The 20303-nt window shown below is 28.9% G+C and carries 30 protein-coding genes and 1 pseudogene; 27 read left to right on the top strand and 4 right to left on the bottom strand.

Going from position 1 to position 20303, the window contains the following annotated elements; translation table 11 throughout:
• Positions 1-65: 65 nt before the first annotated feature.
• Both ACQPVP_RS08980 and ACQPVP_RS08975 read left to right on the top strand, forming a co-directional pair.
• Positions 66-1058 carry a sulfide/dihydroorotate dehydrogenase-like FAD/NAD-binding protein gene (locus tag ACQPVP_RS08980; protein ID WP_430849219.1) on the top strand — a complete coding sequence of 331 codons (993 nt, stop codon included), beginning with the start codon at positions 66-68 and terminating at the stop codon, positions 1056-1058.
• Positions 1058-1843 (top strand): annotated as a pseudogene (locus tag ACQPVP_RS08975) (FAD-dependent oxidoreductase); the annotation flags it as partial. The gene ACQPVP_RS08980 and the pseudogene ACQPVP_RS08975, both read left to right, overlap by 1 nt.
• On the opposite strand, the gene ACQPVP_RS08970 reads toward ACQPVP_RS08975, so the two are convergent.
• Genes ACQPVP_RS08970 through ACQPVP_RS08955 form a run of 4 tightly spaced genes read right to left on the bottom strand, consistent with a single transcriptional unit; the run spans position 1826 to position 5630 of the window.
• On the bottom strand, positions 1826-3538 hold the full coding sequence (locus ACQPVP_RS08970) for a recombinase family protein (RefSeq protein ID WP_430849217.1): 1713 nt from the start codon (positions 3536-3538) through the stop codon (positions 1826-1828). The pseudogene ACQPVP_RS08975 and the gene ACQPVP_RS08970 overlap by 18 nt on opposite strands.
• Positions 3539-3566: 28 nt before the next feature.
• The gene (locus tag ACQPVP_RS08965; RefSeq protein ID WP_430849215.1) at positions 3567-4595 is read right to left on the bottom strand and encodes an SAP domain-containing protein; all 1029 of its coding nucleotides are present in this window, start codon (positions 4593-4595) and stop codon (positions 3567-3569) included.
• A 38-nt stretch (positions 4596-4633) separates the two neighbouring features.
• Entirely contained in the window at positions 4634-5299 is a 666-nt protein-coding gene (locus ACQPVP_RS08960) for an ImmA/IrrE family metallo-endopeptidase (protein WP_430849213.1), read from the bottom strand.
• Positions 5277-5630, bottom strand: coding sequence for a helix-turn-helix domain-containing protein (locus ACQPVP_RS08955; protein WP_430849211.1), 354 nt, complete (start codon positions 5628-5630; stop codon positions 5277-5279). Before ACQPVP_RS08955 ends, ACQPVP_RS08960 begins: the two co-directional genes overlap by 23 nt.
• A 157-nt stretch (positions 5631-5787) precedes the next feature.
• Between ACQPVP_RS08955 and ACQPVP_RS08950 the strand changes: the two genes are divergently transcribed.
• The 25 genes from ACQPVP_RS08950 (at position 5788) to ACQPVP_RS08830 (ending at position 20303) form a co-directional block, all read left to right on the top strand.
• The gene (locus ACQPVP_RS08950; RefSeq protein WP_430849209.1) at positions 5788-5982 is read left to right on the top strand and encodes a helix-turn-helix domain-containing protein; all 195 of its coding nucleotides are present in this window, start codon (positions 5788-5790) and stop codon (positions 5980-5982) included.
• A 15-nt stretch (positions 5983-5997) separates the two neighbouring features.
• Positions 5998-6657, top strand: a complete 660-nt coding sequence (locus ACQPVP_RS08945) for a BRO-N domain-containing protein (RefSeq protein ID WP_430849208.1) — start codon at positions 5998-6000, stop codon at positions 6655-6657.
• A 92-nt stretch (positions 6658-6749) separates the two neighbouring features.
• On the top strand, positions 6750-6905 hold the full coding sequence (locus ACQPVP_RS08940) for a hypothetical protein (RefSeq protein WP_430849207.1): 156 nt from the start codon (positions 6750-6752) through the stop codon (positions 6903-6905).
• A 91-nt stretch (positions 6906-6996) separates the two neighbouring features.
• Positions 6997-7185, top strand: a complete 189-nt coding sequence (locus ACQPVP_RS08935; protein WP_430849205.1) for a hypothetical protein — start codon at positions 6997-6999, stop codon at positions 7183-7185.
• A gap of 51 nt (positions 7186-7236) precedes the next feature.
• Positions 7237-7488 (top strand): hypothetical protein, encoded by a 252-nt coding sequence (locus ACQPVP_RS08930; RefSeq protein WP_430849203.1) that lies wholly within the window; start codon positions 7237-7239, stop codon positions 7486-7488.
• A complete protein-coding gene (locus tag ACQPVP_RS08925; RefSeq protein ID WP_430849201.1) occupies positions 7475-7642 on the top strand; it encodes a hypothetical protein in 168 nt (55 codons plus the stop codon). The genes ACQPVP_RS08930 and ACQPVP_RS08925 overlap by 14 nt, the downstream gene beginning before the upstream one ends.
• Entirely contained in the window at positions 7643-8551 is a 909-nt protein-coding gene (locus tag ACQPVP_RS08920; RefSeq protein WP_430849199.1) for a YqaJ viral recombinase family protein, read from the top strand.
• A 2-nt stretch (positions 8552-8553) separates the two neighbouring features.
• Positions 8554-9396 (top strand): recombinase RecT, encoded by an 843-nt coding sequence (locus ACQPVP_RS08915; RefSeq protein ID WP_430849197.1) that lies wholly within the window; start codon positions 8554-8556, stop codon positions 9394-9396.
• Between the two features lie 10 nt (positions 9397-9406).
• Positions 9407-10177, top strand: a complete 771-nt coding sequence (locus tag ACQPVP_RS08910; protein ID WP_430849195.1) for a hypothetical protein — start codon at positions 9407-9409, stop codon at positions 10175-10177.
• A gap of 16 nt (positions 10178-10193) precedes the next feature.
• Complete coding sequence (locus ACQPVP_RS08905; protein WP_430849193.1) at positions 10194-10367, top strand: hypothetical protein; 174 nt, start codon at positions 10194-10196, stop codon at positions 10365-10367.
• A 393-nt stretch (positions 10368-10760) separates the two neighbouring features.
• Complete coding sequence (locus tag ACQPVP_RS08900) at positions 10761-11084, top strand: hypothetical protein (protein WP_430849191.1); 324 nt, start codon at positions 10761-10763, stop codon at positions 11082-11084.
• Positions 11077-11475 carry a single-stranded DNA-binding protein gene (locus tag ACQPVP_RS08895; protein WP_430849189.1) on the top strand — a complete coding sequence of 133 codons (399 nt, stop codon included), beginning with the start codon at positions 11077-11079 and terminating at the stop codon, positions 11473-11475. Before ACQPVP_RS08900 ends, ACQPVP_RS08895 begins: the two co-directional genes overlap by 8 nt.
• Positions 11475-11648 (top strand): hypothetical protein, encoded by a 174-nt coding sequence (locus tag ACQPVP_RS08890; RefSeq protein ID WP_430849187.1) that lies wholly within the window; start codon positions 11475-11477, stop codon positions 11646-11648. Before ACQPVP_RS08895 ends, ACQPVP_RS08890 begins: the two co-directional genes overlap by 1 nt.
• 8 nt (positions 11649-11656) lie before the next feature.
• Positions 11657-12505: a hypothetical protein gene (locus tag ACQPVP_RS08885; protein ID WP_430849185.1), complete on the top strand. Its 849-nt coding sequence runs from the start codon at positions 11657-11659 to the stop codon at positions 12503-12505.
• A gap of 116 nt (positions 12506-12621) precedes the next feature.
• Positions 12622-12786, top strand: coding sequence for a hypothetical protein (locus ACQPVP_RS08880; RefSeq protein ID WP_430849183.1), 165 nt, complete (start codon positions 12622-12624; stop codon positions 12784-12786).
• A 59-nt stretch (positions 12787-12845) separates the two neighbouring features.
• Complete coding sequence (locus tag ACQPVP_RS08875) at positions 12846-13070, top strand: hypothetical protein (RefSeq protein ID WP_430849181.1); 225 nt, start codon at positions 12846-12848, stop codon at positions 13068-13070.
• Between the two features lie 112 nt (positions 13071-13182).
• Positions 13183-13362: a hypothetical protein gene (locus ACQPVP_RS08870; RefSeq protein ID WP_430849179.1), complete on the top strand. Its 180-nt coding sequence runs from the start codon at positions 13183-13185 to the stop codon at positions 13360-13362.
• 29 nt (positions 13363-13391) lie between these two features.
• Positions 13392-13562 (top strand): hypothetical protein, encoded by a 171-nt coding sequence (locus ACQPVP_RS08865; protein ID WP_430849178.1) that lies wholly within the window; start codon positions 13392-13394, stop codon positions 13560-13562.
• Positions 13563-14093 carry a hypothetical protein gene (locus ACQPVP_RS08860; protein ID WP_430849176.1) on the top strand — a complete coding sequence of 177 codons (531 nt, stop codon included), beginning with the start codon at positions 13563-13565 and terminating at the stop codon, positions 14091-14093.
• Between the two features lie 291 nt (positions 14094-14384).
• Positions 14385-14675, top strand: coding sequence for a hypothetical protein (locus ACQPVP_RS08855; protein WP_430849174.1), 291 nt, complete (start codon positions 14385-14387; stop codon positions 14673-14675).
• A gap of 51 nt (positions 14676-14726) precedes the next feature.
• Entirely contained in the window at positions 14727-14906 is a 180-nt protein-coding gene (locus ACQPVP_RS08850; protein ID WP_430849172.1) for a hypothetical protein, read from the top strand.
• Between the two features lie 60 nt (positions 14907-14966).
• Positions 14967-15443 carry a terminase small subunit gene (locus ACQPVP_RS08845; protein WP_430849170.1) on the top strand — a complete coding sequence of 159 codons (477 nt, stop codon included), beginning with the start codon at positions 14967-14969 and terminating at the stop codon, positions 15441-15443.
• A 165-nt stretch (positions 15444-15608) separates the two neighbouring features.
• Entirely contained in the window at positions 15609-16958 is a 1350-nt protein-coding gene (locus ACQPVP_RS08840) for a terminase large subunit domain-containing protein (protein ID WP_430849168.1), read from the top strand.
• A gap of 2 nt (positions 16959-16960) precedes the next feature.
• Complete coding sequence (locus ACQPVP_RS08835) at positions 16961-18499, top strand: capsid protein (protein ID WP_430849166.1); 1539 nt, start codon at positions 16961-16963, stop codon at positions 18497-18499.
• On the top strand, positions 18483-20303 hold the full coding sequence (locus ACQPVP_RS08830) for a phage minor capsid protein (protein ID WP_430849164.1): 1821 nt from the start codon (positions 18483-18485) through the stop codon (positions 20301-20303). Before ACQPVP_RS08835 ends, ACQPVP_RS08830 begins: the two co-directional genes overlap by 17 nt.

The following is a 20303-nucleotide window of genomic DNA, read 5'->3' as shown; positions in this document are numbered from 1 at the left end:
TGTAACAAAACAAAAGATAAAAAATAATCTAATATTGTATAATGAATATCTAGGGGACATGAAAAATGAGGGAAATTGTTGAATGTATTGATTCAGGAACAGAGTATTGTCCATGTAAATTAGCGGAAGTTGGTGAATGTATAATTTGCTCACAATTACAAGGAGGATGCTTTTGCGATTGTTTAAATTGGAAAGGAGTCTGTATATATCATGAGTTTATTAATAATGGTTCTAAAGCAAAGGAAGGAAGAAAAACATATAATTGTTTAGTTAAAGAAACTAAGCTGTATGAAAAAGATATTCTACTGATAAAATTTGAGGTTCCTCATAAATTGGCAATAGATTTAGTAAAGCCAGGTAGTTTTATTTTTATTAGACCAGATGAAAATAATATATATTTTGATGTGCCCATATCTATTCTAGAATCTAATATAGAAACTAATATAATTTCTATAATGATTGAAATAAGAGGAATAAAGACTAAAAATTTATTAGAAATTAAAGATGGAGATAATATAACTATAAGAGGACCTTATTGGAATGGAGTATTTGGTCTCAATAATTTAAATAGTCAAATAAATGAAAATGTGCTAGTTTTAGCAAGAGGTATTGGAATGGCGCCTATGATACCTGTTATTAGAAAATTATCAATAAATAAAAATAATATAAATTTAATTTTAGATAATACCCCATATAAAGATAATTATGTTAAAGAGTATCTAGATGAATATGATGTAAAAATAACTAATGAGATATTAATAGATAAAGGTGAATTAAGTGATGAATCAAGGATAATTATAAAAAATTTGATAAATGAAAAGAATATAAAGCATATACATGTTGCTGGTGCAGACATACTGACTGTAAAATTAATTGATTATTTAAATAGTTTAGATAAAAAAGATATAAAACTTTCATGTTGTAACAATATAAAGATGTGCTGTGGGGAAGGAATATGTGGTAGTTGTACTGTAAGATTTTCAGGACATAGAGTAAAGAGGTTTTGTAAAGTACAAACAGATCCAAGAAATGTATTCGAAGGGAGAAGGTTTATATGATAAAGGTTATTATAGTTGGTGGAGGATGGTCAGGATGTGCTGCTGCAATTACAGCAAGGAAAGCTGGAGCAGAGGTTCATTTATATGAAAAAACTGATTTGTTATTAGGTCTTGGAAACGTTGGAGGAATAATGAGAAATAACGGCAGGTGGACAGCTTCTGAGGAACTAATAGCTCTTGGTGCTGGTGATTTAATAGATATAACTGATAATACAGCTAGGCATAAAGATATTGAATTTCCAGGTCATAAACATGCAACACTTTATGATGTTAATTTAATTGAAGGTAAGGTAAGTAAGTATTTAGAAGACATGGGTATTAATATTTATATAGAAAGTAGAGTTATAGATGTTAAACTAGAAGAAAAGCGGGTTAAGGGAATTTTCTTAAGCGATGGAAGTTATGAAGAAGCTGATGTATTTATTGAAACAACAGGAACTACTGGGCCAATGGGAAATTGTTTAAGATATGGTAATGGCTGTTCTATGTGTATATTGAGATGTCCAGCTTTTGGACCAAGATTAAGTATAAGCGAAAGATGTGGGGTCTCAGATATTCAGGGAGAAAGGGATGAAGATAATTTAGGAGCATTTTCAGGTTCATGTAAATTAGCTAAGGAAAGTTTATCTAAAGAAATAGTAAAAGAACTAGATGAAAAGGGATGCGTAATTTTAGAGGTTCCAAAAGAAGATATAAATTATGATAAATTAAGTTCAAAAGTATGTCAGCAATATGCATTAAAGGAATTTGCAGAAAATATAATACTATTAGATACTGGACATGCTATTAGAACAGAAATGCAACATTAGTTGTTGCATCTCTTCAATTGTAAAATTAATCTCTTTTTGATTATCTTCTGTGCCAACAAACTTAATTTTTATTTTACCTTTACCAGGTCCACCACTATACCAATAAATAGTATCAATTAGATTGTCTATAATTAGTTTTTGTTCAGATCTATCCAGCTTATCTATAGTTGCACATTTATCTAATAATGATTCTATAAGTTCTAGATTCAATAGATTATTTTTCAAAGTTAAAGTTTTAGTTTCCAAATTAGTAAGAGCTTTTTCTATATTAGTACATTCATCTTTTAACGCTTTTATTTTATTAAGTAAAATGTCCTCAATATCATTGCATAAAGATAATTTTGTAACTAAGTTATCTATTTGTAATTTCTTTTCTTTAAGTGATTTATTTAAAGATAATTTTTCTAAATTTATATTTTTATATCCTTCATCTGTCTTATATTTATCTCTTACTTTTGATAAGAAGTCTTTTTTATTTAAACTAAGTTGCTTTAAGGAAAGTAAAACTAACTTTTCTAAATCAGCAGCTTTTGCATTACCATTATCGCATAACGTTTTACGGGATTTTTTCTTTAATGAGCATGTGTAATAAAATAACTTTTCACCTGTAGTTTTAGATATTCTACCATGACTAATTAGCATATATTCCTTACACTTGCCACAACGTATTTTACCTACTAGCAAAGCATTATGAGTTTTACCTAGTCTTGGAAAAGTATTTTTGTTTTTATCAAATTGTTTTTGAACTGAAAGCCATAGATCTGGTTCGATATATCCTTTAATAGAACTTACCGCAGCTAAGCGTTCAGATATGTCTTTTTTTGCTTTAGTATATTTACCATCTTTTTTTGTTTGTTCAGTTTTGTTATAAGTTAATAGTGAATGAATATTATCAGATTCACCATATACAGTCCAATTAGAATTAGCAAGATATTCTATAACATCATTATTAGCCTTAACATAGATTGGATTTTGTAAGATTGTTTTCAAAGAAGATTTTTCATGTAAAACATTATTTCTAGATCTAAGATTATTTTCATAAATATAAACTTCTAATTTATGAAGACTTCCTAATTCTAAGTATTTATTATATAAAAGTTTTACAAACTCCATTTCTTTTTCATTTATAACTAATTGTGGAGTAGTACGAGTAAGCCCTTTTTCATCAACATACTCTATCTTTTCAGATGTGAAGCCTAAAGGAATTTTACCACCTGTCCATTTACCATTCTTAGCAATTTCAAGCATATTATCCTTAACTCTTTCAGCTATAGTTTCTCTTTCTAGTTGAGCAAAAACACTAGCAATATAAATCATAGCTCTCCCCATTGGACTAGAAGTATCGAATTGTTCTTTTATACTTATGAAGGAGCAATTATTAGATTGTAGTATTTCTAATGTGCTAGAGAAGTCAGCAACATTTCTACTAATTCTATCTAATCTATAGCATACTAAAATATTGAATCTTTTATTTTTAATATCATACATTAACTTTTTGAAGTTAGGTCTATCAAGATTACCACCAGAGAACCCTTCATCTTCATAAACTGTAAATTCTACATCCTTACTAATAGTATTTAATATGTATTCTTTACACATTTCAATTTGATTTTCTATAGAATCACCTTTACCAGTGAATTTTGATTTTCTTGAATAAATAGCAATTTTCAAATTAATAACCTCCTATACATATATTTAACTATAAAATTTCAACTATATTTTTATTTGGTTTTTGAATATATTTTTTATAATTATTTAGATTTATATCCCCATTTTCTATTAAATCAGCTACTAAAATTTTAAATGTATCTATAGAAAAATAAGAAAAAGGTAGTTGATTTAAGAAAGGACAGTTATTTATTAAATCATTAGAGTAAAAGTCTTTTGATTTTAAAATTCTATCAATTATTCCTGGGGCTAAATCTATATATTTAAATTCATCAAGGATATTACCATTTCCTAATCCGCTTAAATCATAATAGAGTACAGATAAAAGAAAAGATAAAGATTGCTTATGTTTATTCTCTTGACTTAAAATTTCAGACATATCTAATATATTATTTCTTACAAGTCCCCAATTTTGTTCAGATACATATTGAATATTTCTATCATTAAATATACCCCAAGCTATATCATAGAAACTTGCATTGAATTTTAGTTCATTCTTTTTATCAATATATTCATCTAAAGAGATCATCCATTTAGAGTTTTTATGCATTTTAATAAAATCATAATTTTTATTAATAAAATTCTTTCCTTTTTCAGATAAAACATAGCCAGTAAAATGATTTTGTATTTCTTTTAAAGAAGTATCAGAAATATTATTTAAAATACGCTCAATCAGAGAAGTTTTATTTCCGGTTTTAGGTAAATTGTGCTCACTTAAAATTTGCTTTAATTCTGGAACTTTAAAATGAATAAATAATGAATCTAAATTAGGTTTCTCCAAATACCCCTTATTAATCATTTCTGTATGAAATTGCGAAGGGTTTGTTATATTCAATTCATATTTCATATAACTAGGATATTTATCAGATTCTCCTACAGAATATCCCTTTTGTGCCCAATTTAAAAATACAGAAATAGATTGCAATTTCTTATAGTCATCATAAGTATAGTGTTTGATTTCCTTATGTAGTTCATTAGTTACTAGTGTAGAAGATGAGAAGTTATCATTTGTATTAAAATTATTTTTCTTTTTTCTTTTAAAAAAATCTAAAAAGCCCATAATAAACCTCCTTTAATAAACATATGTTCTGTTTAGTATTAAAAAAAATTACCTTGAAATGCACTCATAAAATTTAAGTGTTCTTGATAATCTTCATTTTTACATTCTATAAAATCTTTAAAATTTTCAATAATAAATTTATCAGAGCCAGTTAAAAAGCTAAAAGTAGTAAATCTTTTATAACTAGCATATCTGTATTTAGCAGCTTGTGTTGATAAGTTGCAAAAAACTTCAATCTCATATGGATTATGTATGTTTAATTCTCTTAAAATAGCAGGATGAGCGAGGAATATGCTTGTGAAATAATTAGCTTCACGTTCCATAAAATCATACAAATCATCATCTAATTCGGTTACAGAATTAATTTTATTATGTTTGCAAAAAATATGACCTAGTTCATGTACTATAGTCCATAGTATTCTTTTAGGATTAGCGATAGTAATATCATTATAATAAATAATATATGCATCTAAACTAGGTTTATAATCACAACAACCATCATCAGAAGTAAAATAAGAGAATACTTGATCCTTAGTAAGATTGAAGTCATTCATAAATTGGTTATATGAAATGATTTTTATATTAGTGAAAGAATTTATTATAGTTTCTAAATTAATAGGGTAACTATTTAAGCCTAAAGATAGATATAAATCATTAACCAATTTATGTATGAATTTATATCTAATCGTTAAAGTATTTTCCAAAAGCAGCTTCTAACACTTTCATCATATTTTCTTGTTCATCTTTAGGCATTTTTCTTCTAGCTCTTTCAATTCTTACAATATCGCTATGAAACTTTTCTTCACTTTCGCTTTTGGTAGCAGTATTTAATTCACTATTATCATCATCAAAAAAAGTGCTTATAGGCACGTTTAAAGCCTTAGCTAATAATTGAAGAGAATCCGTTTCAATCTTTCTTTTTCCATTTTCCATTTTACTAATTGTAGATTGAGGAATACCTGTTAAATCAGCTAACTCATATGTTGTTATACCTTTATCTACTCGAATTGATTTTAATCTTTCATGGGGTTCCATAAAAATCACCTTTCTATTCAAAGTTAATTCTATTTTAGAATAATTCAAAAATAGAATTAAGTCAAGTATTTAAGAGAAAAATTAAGAAATAGGAAGTTATTTTGATAAATTAATTCTATAATGTAATTAATTCGGAAATGGAATTGAGGTGAATGTGATGGAAGTCGGTTTAAGAATTAAGGAGATAAGAGAACTAAGTAATATATCTCAAGAAAAATTAGCGAAAAAAACTAAAATTTTAAATCAATCTCAAATATGCAAAATTGAGAATGGACAAAGAGCTTTAAAAGCAAATGAGTTGTTAAAAATAGCTGATGTTCTTAATGTGGAAATAACAGAACTTATAAGTTAGAGGAGGTAAGTAAAAATGAATAATCAGTTACAAATTTTTGAAAATGAAGAGTTTGGAGAAATAAGAGGACTAGAGATCAATGGAGATAGTTGGTTAGTAGGAAAAGATATAACAGATAGGTTGGGATATTCAAATTCTAGAAAAGCGTTAAAGGACCATGTTGATGAAGAAGATAAGGGGGTAACGAAATGTGACACCCTTGGAGGAAAACAAAATTTAGTAGTTATAAATGAAAGTGGTTTATATAGTTTAATACTTAGAAGTAATATGCCAAAAGCAAAAAAGTTTAAAAGATGGGTTACATCAGAAGTCTTACCACAAATAAGAAAGACAGGCTCATATCAAAGCCAACAAAATCAAATAAATGAATTCAAGGGTCAGTTAACAACATTAGTAAATGACATATTTGAGGACAAGTTATCAGAAATAAAAGAGTATTACAAAATTAAAAGTAAGTCTAAATCTGATATATCAAGCTACATCAAGAAAAGATTAGGAATACTAAGAGCAGATGATGAATATGAACAAGTTAAAGCAAGAGTATTTTTATTATTAGGCATTAGTAAATGGGAAGATTTAGACATAGATAGTTATAAAAGAATTTTACCAATTATTGATGAAAGTATAAGAATTATTAAATTAGATAGACCACAACAAATTGGAATGTGGGATTAAGTAGTAAACTTTTTAAATTCATTAATTAAGCTAATGAACAGAAATAAAAATTTAGCATAAGATATTATAGAAATTTTTAAGGGGGATTTGATATGTACGAAGTAACTTTGATATTACCAGAAGATACACAGGAATTAGAAAATAAATTTGCAGAATTAATGGCTGATATAGTTGCTAAAAAATTAAGCCATGAAGAGTTAGGAGTATTTATAGACAAGTTAGAAAGTTTGGATAAAGCTGAGTTATAACATATGAGGATAGGCTAAATAGCCTAAGAGTGGCTCAGCTACATAATAATTAAAATGAAAAGATCTAATAGAAATTATATAGGAGGTTATAATGTTACTAAAATACTTAACAGAGCTTAAAAATAGCTTAGAAAAAGATGATTTTTATTCATTTATGATAGACGTAACAAATGATATTAAAGTAAATAGAATTGCTTTTAATAAAAGGACAAGCCAAGCAGAATTCAAAAATATATGTGAAATACTTAAGGGAACTTTAGTGAGGTGTAACAATGGATGAGATATTACTAATAAACAGTAATGCCATAAAACTAGAAAGGAGAAGAGAAAGATGGATAAAGCTTTGGAAATGGCTAAAGAAGTAGCAAGAATTTATCCTAAAAAGAAAGATTATAAAGAAGCATATAGAGAAGTTCTAGAACAATATAAAAAAGCTCATAACTCCACCGACCAAAGTAAGAGTTACGAGCAGAATAAAACAATCAACGACATTATACCACTAGAAGCTGATATAGACAATGGAGAAATTTATGATATAGGAACAGGAGTAACTATAAGGAGGTTAGAAGATGAATGCATTTAAAGTATTATTAAGAATCCTTATAGCAATTATAAACATACTTAATGAAGAAGGATTCAACCTTTATGATTCAGATAATCAAGATTGGTATATATCAAATATTAGATATGATGGAATGGATAATAGGTTGTATTTTGATACAAAGGAGGATAAGTAAATGGATAAACTTGAGTGGCTTAAGAAAAGACAATGTGGAATTGGTGGAAGTGATGTAGGAGCTATTCTAGGAGTTAATAAGTATAAAACACCATTTGAAGTATATCTAGAGAAAACAGAACCTATAACAGAGGTTGGAGAGCAAAGTGAGAGTGCTTATTGGGGAGATCAGTTTGAGGAAGTAGTTGCAAAGGAATTTGAAAAGAGAACTGGTAAGAAAGTTAGAAGAGATAGAAAGCATTATAAACATAAATATTATCCTTTTATGGTAGCAAATATAGACCGAAGAGTAGTAGGAGAAAATGCGATACTTGAATGTAAAACAGCTAATCAGTTTTTAGCTAATGAGTGGCAAGATGATGAAATACCAGCTAGTTATTTACTTCAAGTGCAACATTATTTAGTTGTTACAGGAGCAGCGGTTGGATATATAGCAGTATTAATAGGTGGTCAAAAGTTTGTATGGAAAGAGATCCAAAGGGATGAAGAGTTAATTCAAATGATTATTGAAGCTGAGAAAAACTTTTGGAAGATGGTTCAGGATAAAACTCCACCATCTTTAGATGGATCCAGTGCAGCAGAAAAATATTTGAAGGAAAAATATAAAGAATCTGAAGAAGATAAATCAATAGAGTTAGGCTTTGAATATAAAGATAAGATTAAAAATTATTTAGAAATGAAAGAGCAACTAAAGACTTTTGAAACACAAGTAAAAGAAATAGAAAATCAAATTAAGTTTGAGATAGGAAGTGCAGAATATGCATATGCTCCTGGATATAGTTTAAGTTGGAAAAATGTTATTTCTAATAGAGTTGATACTAAAAAGCTTAAAGCAGAATATCCAGAAGTTTATGAAAAAGTAGTAAAAGAAAGCCTTAGTAGAAAATTTAATATCAAGGAGGATAAATAATTATGGCAACAGCAAGTAGTTTAAAAAATCAATTAGCAAAGAAGGAAGGTATAGGACAAGCCACAGCAATAGCAAATAGTGTTAAAGGACTAATGGATAGTCCAGCAGTTAAGAAGATGTTTGAAGAAGTTCTATGCGAAAGAGCTCCACAGTATATGAGTTCAATAGTTAATCTAGTTAATTCAGATACTAACCTAAAGAAGTGTGAGCCTATGAGTGTAATAGCTAGTTGTATGGTAGCAGCAACAATGGATTTACCAGTAGATAAAAATTTAGGATATGCATGGGTAGTACCATATGGAACTAAGGCGCAATTCCAAATGGGATATAAGGGGTATATTCAATTAGCTTTAAGAACAGGACAATATAAGGCTATTAATGTAGTTGAAATTAGAGAAGGTGAATTAATAAGCTGGAATCCATTAAGCGAAGAAGTAGAAATTGATTTTACTCAAAGAAAGTCAGATAAAGTTATAGGATATGCAGGATATTTTAAATTATTAAATGGATTTGAAAAGACAGTTTACTGGAGTAAAGAAGAGGTAGAATCTCATGCAAAGAAATTCTCTAAAACATATAGCTTTAAAAATGGAGTATGGCAAACAGATTTTGATAGTATGGCTAAAAAGACAGTTCTAAGAAATCTATTATCTAAGTGGGGTATTTTATCTATTGAAATGCAAAAGGCATATAGTGCTGATAATAACTCAGTAAAAGATACTATCCTAAAAGAAGATAATGTTGAGATAGATTTTGAAACTGGAGAAGTAATAGAAGATGTTGAATATACAGATCCAGTAAAAGAAAACTTTGAAGATACACCTTTTGCAGAAGTAACAGAATAGGAGAATAGTTATGGATAATCAAGGGTGGATAAAAGATTATAGAAAAGAAATAGATAGTGATATATGGGCAATGCCACCCTTGTATTTTAAAGTGTGGCAGTACCTTAAGTATATGGCTAACCATCAAGTAAACACTATACCAATGTCTGATGGAAATAAGGAAATAATAAATAGAGGTCAACATTTAACAAGTTATAGATCTATAGCGAAAGGTGTATCTTATTATGAAAATCGAATTTATAAAGAACCGAACGCAAAAACAATTAAGAAAATTTTAGAATGGCTTGAAAAAAATCAGATGATTACTTTAGACCACGGAAGGGGTAACAAGCAATATACTAAGATAACCATAGTAAATTACAGTATTTATCAATCTAAAGATGATGAACTGGTAACAGAAAAGAAACAGCAAAGTAACAGCGAGGAAACAGATGGGAAACACCAAAGTAACAGTAAGGAAACAGACAGGAAACAGACCGTGGATATAAACAAGAATGATAAGAATGATATAAGAATGAATAATAATGAGAAAGAAGGAAAAGAAGGAAAAGAAGAAGTGCCTGTACTTCAATCTCTTTCATTCCCGACAGAAGCACATAAGAAAATTTATGATGAAATATCTGAGGTAAGTTATAGGACCTGGTTTATAGATACAGAGTTAATAGAAACAGATAGTAAGATAACTATAAAAGCTAATAGTGCTTTTATAAAGGGTGTGATTATAGATAAGTTTAAGGATAAGTTATATTATATTTTCTTAAAAGATATAGAAGTGATATAGGGAGGATATATAGATTATGGACAAGCTAACACCATCCGAATGGAAAGAAAGAACTATACGAGATATTAAAAGAAGGCAAGAGTTAAGAGAAAAAGGTATCAAAGATGCAGATAGCTTTTTAGCGGAGCATAGACTTAAAACTTTTAAGAACATGTCTAAGATAAGATGTAAAACTTATAGAGGAAAGTAATTAAATATAGGGAGAATAGGAGTAAATCTAACAATAGTTATATACTCCTGTTATCATATGATAATCAATTTCTATTTTAAACTTTAAAGTAATCTTGATAATACTTTTTAAGTAAATTTGGGATCACTGTTAACAATAAAAATATAATTAATTCTGATGTTACTTGTACAGCTACATCATAAATAAAAGATTCCAAATTATACACACCTCCTAAAATACATTACATGAAGTAATACAAATTTTTTTAATTGATTGTTACGTAAGCTTTATTAAATCGAGAAATGAAATTGTGACATTTTTAATAAATTTTTTTAAAACAACTTTATGAAGCAAGGTGATATATTCTTATTTTCCGAATTCAATAAGTAAAAACGTAAAAGAGAGGGTGATATTATGACAAATAGTAAGCAAAAAGGAGCTAGAGGAGAAAGAGAATTATCTTCTAAGCTAAAAGAGTATGGATATGAAACAAGACGAGGGCAACAGTATTGCGGTGCTAATGGTGATGCTGATGTTGTTGGATTACCTGGTATTCATATTGAATGTAAGAGAGTTCAAAAACTTAATATATACGATGCTATAAGCCAAGCTAAGGCAGATAAAAAAGAGGATGAACTAGGAGCAGTATTTCATAGAAAAGATAGGTCAGAATGGCTTGTGACAATGACATTAGATGAATGGATGAAATTATATAAGGGGGAATTAGGAAATGAATAAAGTAATACTTATCGGAAGATTAACAAAGGATCCAGATTTAAACTTTGCAGCAGGAACAGGTACGGCAGTATGTAGATTTAGTTTAGCAGTAACAAGACCTTTCAAGAAAGATGAAACAGATTTTATAAACTGTATAGCCTTTGGTAAAACAGGAGAAACAATAGCACAATATCTTACTAAGGGTAGACAAGTAGCAATAGCAGGAAGAATACAAACAGGCTCTTATGATGCTAAAGATGGAACTAAGAGATATACAACAGATGTAGTTGTAGAATCATTTGAGTTTATAGGAAATAGTAACGGAAACAATAGTCAAGGTGAAGCATCTAATAACATGGGATTTGAGGAAGATATGCAGCAAGTAGATTATGATGATGGATGTCCTTTCTAATGAATCAATATAGATTTAAACTTGTAATCTTCAAAGTTGATTGTACAGAGTTACATAAGAGTTTCTTATGTGGCTCTATACATCAGTATCTATTTGAACATGAAAATAATTTTATTATAAGAATAGGTGATGTTTTTTATGGACCTTTGAAAGAAAAATGTGAAAAGTTTTAGGAGGTACTATGGCTAAGAAAAGCAAGAAAAAGTCTAAAGAAACTGAATTACAAAAGGCATTTAGATGGATAAATTCATTATCTGGAGAAAGAGTTGAATATATAAAAGAATTTGCTAACTGGCAAAGTAAAAAGGATATGAAAAATACATTAGATGTATTAGATAGATGTATGAGTGCTGCGATAGTAAATGTATTAGATATAGATTGGAGCACCATAGAAGAAATACAAGAAAACATGGTCCATTTCTTAGAAGAAGATACTAAGAAAATGGGAGAAAATAAAGAAATATATGGAGGGTTAGAAATGGCAACTAAAAAGATAAATGAACAAGAAAAATTAATAGTGAAAAGAGTTAATGAACTTATAGATCAAGGTGTTAAGCAAAAGGAAATGGTTAATATTTTAAGTATTGATTTTCCTATGTTATCTAAAGCAATGATAACAAATGCAATAAAAAGAGTTAAATCAGAAAGATTAAAAAATACAGAAGAAGCAGCTAAATATATTTTAGAGGATAGCAAAGAATCAAAGAATGAAGATGCAAAAAAGATAGCAAAAGAAGTAGCAAGGCAAATAGAGAAAGAGTTAGAAAAAGAGGACCATATTGCCGAGATCGGACAAATGATAGAAGAAAGTAAAGAAGGAGTTAAAGGAGAAAAGGCTATGAGTAAATTAAAGATAAAGAAAGTTGAATTAGAAGGTGAATTTGGAAGTTATATAAGAGAAGGAAATAAGGTTATAGCAGGAGAGATAACATTTAATAGCTTAGAAGAGTTAGAGGAATACCAAAGAAAAGAAATAGAATTATTCAATAGAAGAATGGAAGAGATAAGAGAGGTTTATAAGGTGGGATAATGAGAATATTGGTTATATGGTTAATAGCAGCATTAATTTATTGGTGGTTTGTATATAGAGCTACTAAAGGAGATAAAGAGTAATTTGATATTGTTGTTCATTATTGAGGTGATAATATGAAAAAGTATATAAGTTGTGTAATTATAAATTTTATATTCACATATATAGGTTATTTAATATATATGAGATTAACAGACTTTCAATATGGTTTTGCTATTATATGGGGAGCTACAACGGTTGGGTTAGATTCCAAGATAATGGAATTTTTAGGGGGGAAATGAGTTAGTTATAGGAAAGAGTTTAAATATGAAAATATTGCGAAGGAAATGGAGAGAAATTGATGGGAAAATTTAAAATAGAAGTTAAAGAGCTTGGAAGAAATAAAGTAAATAAAACTTGTGAAGTAGATAAAATTGACTATGATTCATTATACGGAGTTGTAAAGCCACACCTAGCGAGTGACTTAATAGAGTTTAAAGGCGTTTTTGAAGGTGAATGGGGAGTTGTAGTTGTAGGTCTTTTTAGAGTTGTAGGGAAAATACGTTATACAAAAATAAAAGAATAATATTCGGATTAAATAAAAATTTATCCAGGATAAAATTAATTTTAAAGCAAATATTCCAGGATAAAGTTTATTAAAACACGAACAATTTAAATTAAGAAAGGTGAAAGGAAAGATGACAGTAGAAGAGTGTAAAGAAAAAATAAGAAATTATATTAGACACTCAATAGATAGTTTAGAAATAGCAATGAATTTAATTGAATGTGATGATGATTTAAATAATTCAGAAGATAAAGAAATAGATAATGTATATCAAAAAATATCATCTTCAATTAAGATTTTAGAAGATATTTAGATTCGCAATTCAAGAAAGAGGTGAAATAAATGATAGTGTTAACTTATAAAGAAATAGATAGAGATGGAGTGGTACATCTACCACAACAAGGAAAAGAACAAGCTAAGAAGCAAGCAAATGAATTATATAAACAAGGATACTTAAATGTAAAAGTAGTAGAGATAGAAGAAAAGGTATTGTATATACCAGGAGGGAATTAGATGGACAAAGAATTAATAGATGATATAGAAAAAAAGCTGTATATGTATTATAAAAAAGAAAGTTATGAAAAAGAATTAAAAGATAAGTTAAATATATTAAATAAACAGATAGAAGCTATAGATAAAGATTTAATAAATTGTAACTTCAAATTAGATCCTGAAAGTAAAAGTCCTAGTTTTGCAGAACGAGTACAAACATCTAGTGATGGAATGAGTTATGCAGAAAGAGAAGTTATTAGAATAATAGATCTAAAAGAAAAAAGAAAAGAGCAAAAGGAAAAAGCAAGAGAAAAGATACTAGAGAAGCTAGATAATTTAGAAATAGCTTATAACTCTATGGAATGGAGAGTAAAAGAATTTAAAGGACAGTCAAAGCAATTACTAGAATTAAAATATAAAGATGGATTAAATGAAATAAAGATAGGGCAGATAATGCACCTAGACCAATCGAGGATAAATAGAAAAAAGAAAAAGATAATAGAGAAAATAGCAATGTGGGATATGTGGTTAGATAGCATAAAAAACGCATAAAAGTAGCATAAATTTGTAGAAAATAAGATTTATAATTATATTGTGGAAACGTGGACAGGGTTTTCATTGTGATTGACTCCTATAAATATAGCACCTAGTATAAAAGCTAGGTGTAACGTGGGATTAATGGAGCTACAAAAGTAGATGCGGGTTCAACTCCTGCAGATCCCTAAATGTTATTCATAAATTCTTATACCCCTATAAATAGAAAAGCACTTAGAAGAAATGTTAGGTGCTTTTTGAAGGATTTAGCAATTAAATATAGAATAGTTAAATAAAGGGGGTGAAAATATGGAGAGAGAAATCTTTAAAGAAGAAATAATGGATTCAGAACTAATAGAGAGGATAGCTATCGAGGATTTAATATTTGAATATAAAAAAGCGGTTAATGAAAGAACTGTACAAATGAATAAAATCAAGGTAGAGCAACTCAAAAAAGAGTTAATATCTAATCTTTATTTATTTTCAGTAGTTCAGGAGGATAAAACGGATAACGATAAAAGTTATGAAAAAGCGAGAGAAGAAAGAAATAAATACTTAGAAAACATAAAGAAATTAGAATTAAGATTAAAAATGCTATAGAGAACTCTAGAAATAGGGTTCTTTTTATTTTATATAAAAGGAGGAAATTAAATGGGAGACAATTTAATAGAATTAAGAGATACATTTAGAGAAATAGCGGACATAATAGACGAGATCTTGGAATTGGAGAAAAGAGAAAAAGAAGGGCAAGATGTTAAAAAAGAGCTAGAAAGTGTAATGGGAAGATATTTATTAAAATTCATAGAATTACAAGCATTAAGTAATTCATAGGATAGGATCAGTAGATAATTAGCTGGTCCCTTTATTATGTAAAGAAAGGATGTGGCATTAATGGCTAATCTAACAGATAAACAAATGATATTTGCAAATGAATACCTAGTAGACCTTAATGCTACTAGAGCTTACAAAAAGGCTTATCCTAGTGTGAAAAAAGATAGTGTAGCAAAGGCAGCAGCAAGTAGGCTGTTAACTAATGTTAACCTTAAAAATTATATAGATGAACAGCTTAAGAAAATAGAAGATGAAAGCATAGCCAATGCAACAGAAGTAATGAAGTATCTAACTAAAGTTATGAGAAATGAACTTAAAGAAGAAGTTGTTGTTGTAGAAGGTGAAGGAGAAGGATGTTCATCTGCTAGAATAGTAAAGAAAGATATATCAGCTAAAGACCGAAATAAAGCAGCAGAGTTATTAGGTAAGAGATATAGATTGTTTGTAGATAAAGTTGAAAGTGATAGCAATGTAAATGTAAATTCAACTAAGAAACTAGATTCAATCCTTGAACAATTAGGGGAAGATGAAGAGTAATTTCGAATAATCTTAATTTAGCGAAATTAGTTTCAATAACGTAGTTAAGCCATTTATAAATAATAAAAATAGTAGATTTAGTTTACTTTAACTAAACTTTGGAATGAAAATATACTATTTCGTAACTACATATGCGAAATTTTAATTTTAAGGGGGTGATTCCTAGTGTCAGATGAATATAAGCTATCTAAGAAGTACCTAGATTTTTTAAAACATAATGCACCAGTAGAAGCACTAGAAGGGACAACAGCAGCAGGAAAAACTACAGTAGGAATTACTAAGTTTATGTTAAAGGTTGCAAAGTCCAAAAAGAAAATGCATGTTATAGCAGCTAAAACAACAGGGGTTGCTGAAAAGAATATAATTCAAAAAGAATATGGAATTATAGATGTATTTGGGGATCTAGTTAGGTATAACGGTAATGGTGATAAGGATAATAAGATACCTCATATTAGGTACAATACACCTAATGGTGAGAAAATAATATATATCCTAGGTTATGATAACATAGATAAATGGAAAATGGCTCTAGGTTCTCAATTTGGTTGTGTTCTTATAGATGAGGTTAATACAGCTAATGTTGAGTTTGTAAGAGAAATAAGTACAAGAAATGATTATATGATGATGACATTAAATCCAGATGATCCTAACTTACCTATCTATGATGAATTTATAAATTGTTGTAGACCATTAGAGAAATATAAAAAAGATGTACCTAATGAGATATTAGAGCAACTCAATTCAGAAGAGAAGCCTAATTGGACCTACTGGTTTTTTAGTTTCTATGATAATGCATCCTTAAGTGAAGCTGATATAGAGAAAAAGAAACTAAGTGCTCCTAAAGGTACTAAGCTTTATAAGAATAAGATATTAGGATTAAGAGGAAGAGCGACAGGATTAATATTCTCTAACTTTGAAAGAAAGAATAATGTTATTACTAAAGAGAAAGCTAAAACATATAAATTTATTCAGTTTAGTGCTGGGCTTGATACAGCTTATTCAGAAAGTAGTCCAGATACATTAGCTATGACTTATATAGGGATAACTGATAAAGGTAAATTAGTTATACTTAATGAGGAAGTATATAATAACAAAAATTTAGAAATACCATTAGCTCCTAGTGACATAGCTCCTAGGTTTTTTAATTTTCTAGAAAGAAATAGAAAAGAATGGGGACTTGCAAGAGATGTATTTGTAGATAGTGCTGACCAGGCAACTATAACAGAGTTAAAGAAATTTAAAAGGACTAATCCATGTGTATATAACTTCTTAAATGCTTATAAAAAAGTAGAAATAATAGACAGAATACACTTAGCTTTGGGTTGGATTAATGTTGATAATAAAATATACTATGAAGTTTTGAATACTTGTATAGAGCATATTAGAGAGTTAGAGAGCTATAGTTGGAAAGAAGATGAATACAAACCGGAAGATAGCAACGACCATACAATTAATAGTTCTCAATATGCATGGATACCATTTAGAACAAAGATAGGAAATTATAAAGGAGAATAGATATGGGACTAATAGGAGGATTTAAAAGTATGTTAACAAAAGCAGCAATTAAATATTTAAATGTTCAGCCTGCATCACAAAGCAGCATTAATATACAAGAAGCATATACCTATGAAACTAATCTAATAAGAAATAAGCTTTGGTATAGAGGAGAAGCTTATGAGTTAGAGCAATTCTTTAAGAATATAAGCAGTGATCCAGTAAATAAAGCTAGGTTTTGGAGTGCTGTACCAAGCGAAAATTTAAGTATTAGAAAAATACATAGTGGCTTGCCTGCTATGATAGTTGATAGGCTTAGTGATATTATAGTTGCTGATATAGATAGCATTGAATTGAAAATAGAAGATGATAATAATCTTTGGGAAGAAATAAGAAAAGATAATAAGTTTGATGAAATGATGGGTGATGTTATTTCTAAGGTGCTAGTAAGTGGGGATGGAGCTTTCAAAATATCAATAGATAATGAAGTGAGCGAATACCCTATACTAGAGTTCTTTGATGGTTCTATGGTTGAATATGAAACTAATAGAGGAAGATTAAAAGAAATTAAATTTATAACGTATTACAATAAATCAAACTATAAGAGATATAAGCTAGTAGAGATATATGGGAAAGGCTATGTTAATTATAAGCTCTATGATGAAAGAGATAATGAAGTATCACTAACAACTATAGAAGAAACAGCTAACTTAGTTGATGTAACTTTTAATAGTGATTTTATCATGGCTGTACCTTTAATGTTCTTTAAAAGTGTTAAATTTGAAGGTAGAGGAAAGAGTTTACTAGATAGTAAATCAGATTCATTTGATGCATTAGATGAGGTTATAAGCCAATGGATAGATGCAATAAGAGATGGAAGAGTACAAAAGTATATTCCAGAGGATTTAATACCTAGAAACCCTAACACAGGAGAGTTATTAAGACCTAATTCATTTGATAATAAGTTTATAGCAGTAGGTACAAGCCTTGCAGAAAATGCAAATAATCAAATTGATATGAAACAAGCAGATATTAATTACTTAGCTTATGTAGAGAGCTATGCTAATGCAATAGATATGTGTTTACAAGGTATTATAAGCCCTTCTACATTAGGAATAGACCTTAAGAAAACAGATAATGCAGAAGCACAAAGAGAAAAGGAAAAGACTACTTTATACACTAGAAATAAGATAGTTGATACATTAACAGAAGTAATACCACATCTAGTTGAAATAATATTAAAAACTAATGATGTATTAAATAAAAAAACTCCTGGAGAATATGAAGCAGCAATAACATTTGGTGAGTATGCTAGCCCTTCATTTGATACAGTAGTGGAGATAGTAGGAAAGGCTAAGTCTTATGGAATAATGTCTATTGAAAAAGCTATAGATGAATTATATGGGGACACAATGACAGATGAAGAAAAAGCACTTGAGATTCAAAGAGTGAAAGAACAAAACGGAATGATAGAAACAGAAGAACCTAAAGTAGTTGATGATGAAGATTATAATAACTTAGATGATCCAGAGGATGTGGATTTAGATGGACAAGAAGAGTAAGCCTAGTAAACTAGGAGAGATACTTAAGAATATAACTAAGACATCTATACAAGATAATGCAGCTAAAAAAAGAGAAAAGTCTTATGATATTAGAAAGATATTCGAGCAAATGGAGCTTGATTTAATTTCTAGTATGCGTAAGGCTTTTTATTTTCATCAAAACGAGCAAGAAAAGGAAGGTTTTGAGTGGGAACAATGGCAACTATCTAAATTAAGAGGCATGGAGCAGTATAGAAAGAGAAATAAAAAGATAGTAGGTAAATACAATAAGCCTATTCAAGAAGCTATAGACAGAGAATTAAGAGGGAATTTTTCAAAAGGTGAAAGTAGGTTTGAAAGATTCATTGATAAGATTAAGAATTTACTTAAATGGAGAAGAAAAGAAAATCTATCAATAGAGTTTCCAGAGGATGTAGATACATCAACATTAAAAGGATATATTGCTAAAGAATTAGGAAGTCCAGGAGCAGTACCACAAGAAAAGAACTTCTTTGGAGTTAATGAAAAGAAATTAGAAGCTTTAATATCTACAGTTAATAATGATTTAAATAAGGCTCAATATTCAGTATTACGTAAGATGGATGATGTATATAGACAAACTATATTTAAATCTCATATGTATTTACAGAATGGGGTTAAGACATTAAATCAAGCTATAGACATGGCAACTAAGGACTTCTTAGATAAAGGAATTAACTCTATAGAGTATAAAAATGGTGCTAGAGTTAATATAGCAAGTTATGCAGAGATGTGCTTAAGAACTGCATCACATAGAGCGACATTACTAGGGGAAGGGAAAAAGAGAGATGAATATGGAACGCATTTAGTAGTTGTTTCAGCCCATGGGAATACGTGTAGAATGTGTGAGCCATGGCAAGGACAAATATTAATTGATGATATATTCAGCCATCCTAGTAAAGAGTATATAGAAGAATATAAAGTTAAATATAAGTTATTAAGTGAGGCTATAGAAAAAGGCTTATTACATCCTAATTGTAGACATTCATTAATAACATACTTCCCAGGAATAACAACACTTCCTAAAGTGCCAGATGGAGAAGAAGCTGTAAAAGTATATGAAGGAGAACAAAAACAAAGAGCTTTAGAAAGAGAAATTAGAAAATGGAAAAGAATTAAAGCAGGAACATTAGACCCTTTAGAAGAAGGAAGAGCAGTCAAGAAAATAAAGGAACTACAGAATAAACTTACAGATCATATTAATGAAAATCCACAGCTAAGAAGAGCATACGAAAGAGAAGAAAATAAAATTTCTATTGAGAATAATGGGGATAATGGATTACAAAATAGAAATAAATATTTAGATATACCAGAAAAAACTCTTATTCATGCCAACGAAGGGGAGTTTTCAAATCCTAAGAATCCGAAGAAAATTAAGCCAGGAGAAATACGACTTAAGAGTGGGGGACATGGAGAAACTAATATTAGTATTTTAGAGGATAAGAAAATAGAGTATAATATAGTTAAAGAGTATTCAAATGGTATTAGGATAGGGAATGTTCCTAATCATGCAGTAAAAGCAAAACGAGAAGGAACTAAGCAAGCATGGTTTCCTAGGAGTTGGGCAGATAAAGATATTGAGATAGCTGCAAAGTATGTGGCAAACTTAAAGGATAGTAGCAAATATTTATTACAATATAATAGGGATAAGGATGGGAATATAATAAGTATATTTAAATATGCAAACCATAATGGAGTTACAATTGGAGTTTGTTATGATTATAAGAAGAAACAAATAACAACAATATTTCCAGATGAAATACAAAGAATGCTAGGAGGTGAATAG

Source organism: Clostridium nigeriense (assembly GCF_050585265.1).
GTDB lineage: Bacteria > Bacillota > Clostridia > Clostridiales > Clostridiaceae > Clostridium > Clostridium nigeriense_B.
The sequence above is the reverse complement of the archived record's forward strand: the minus strand, read 5'-3'. Positions and strand labels throughout refer to the sequence as shown.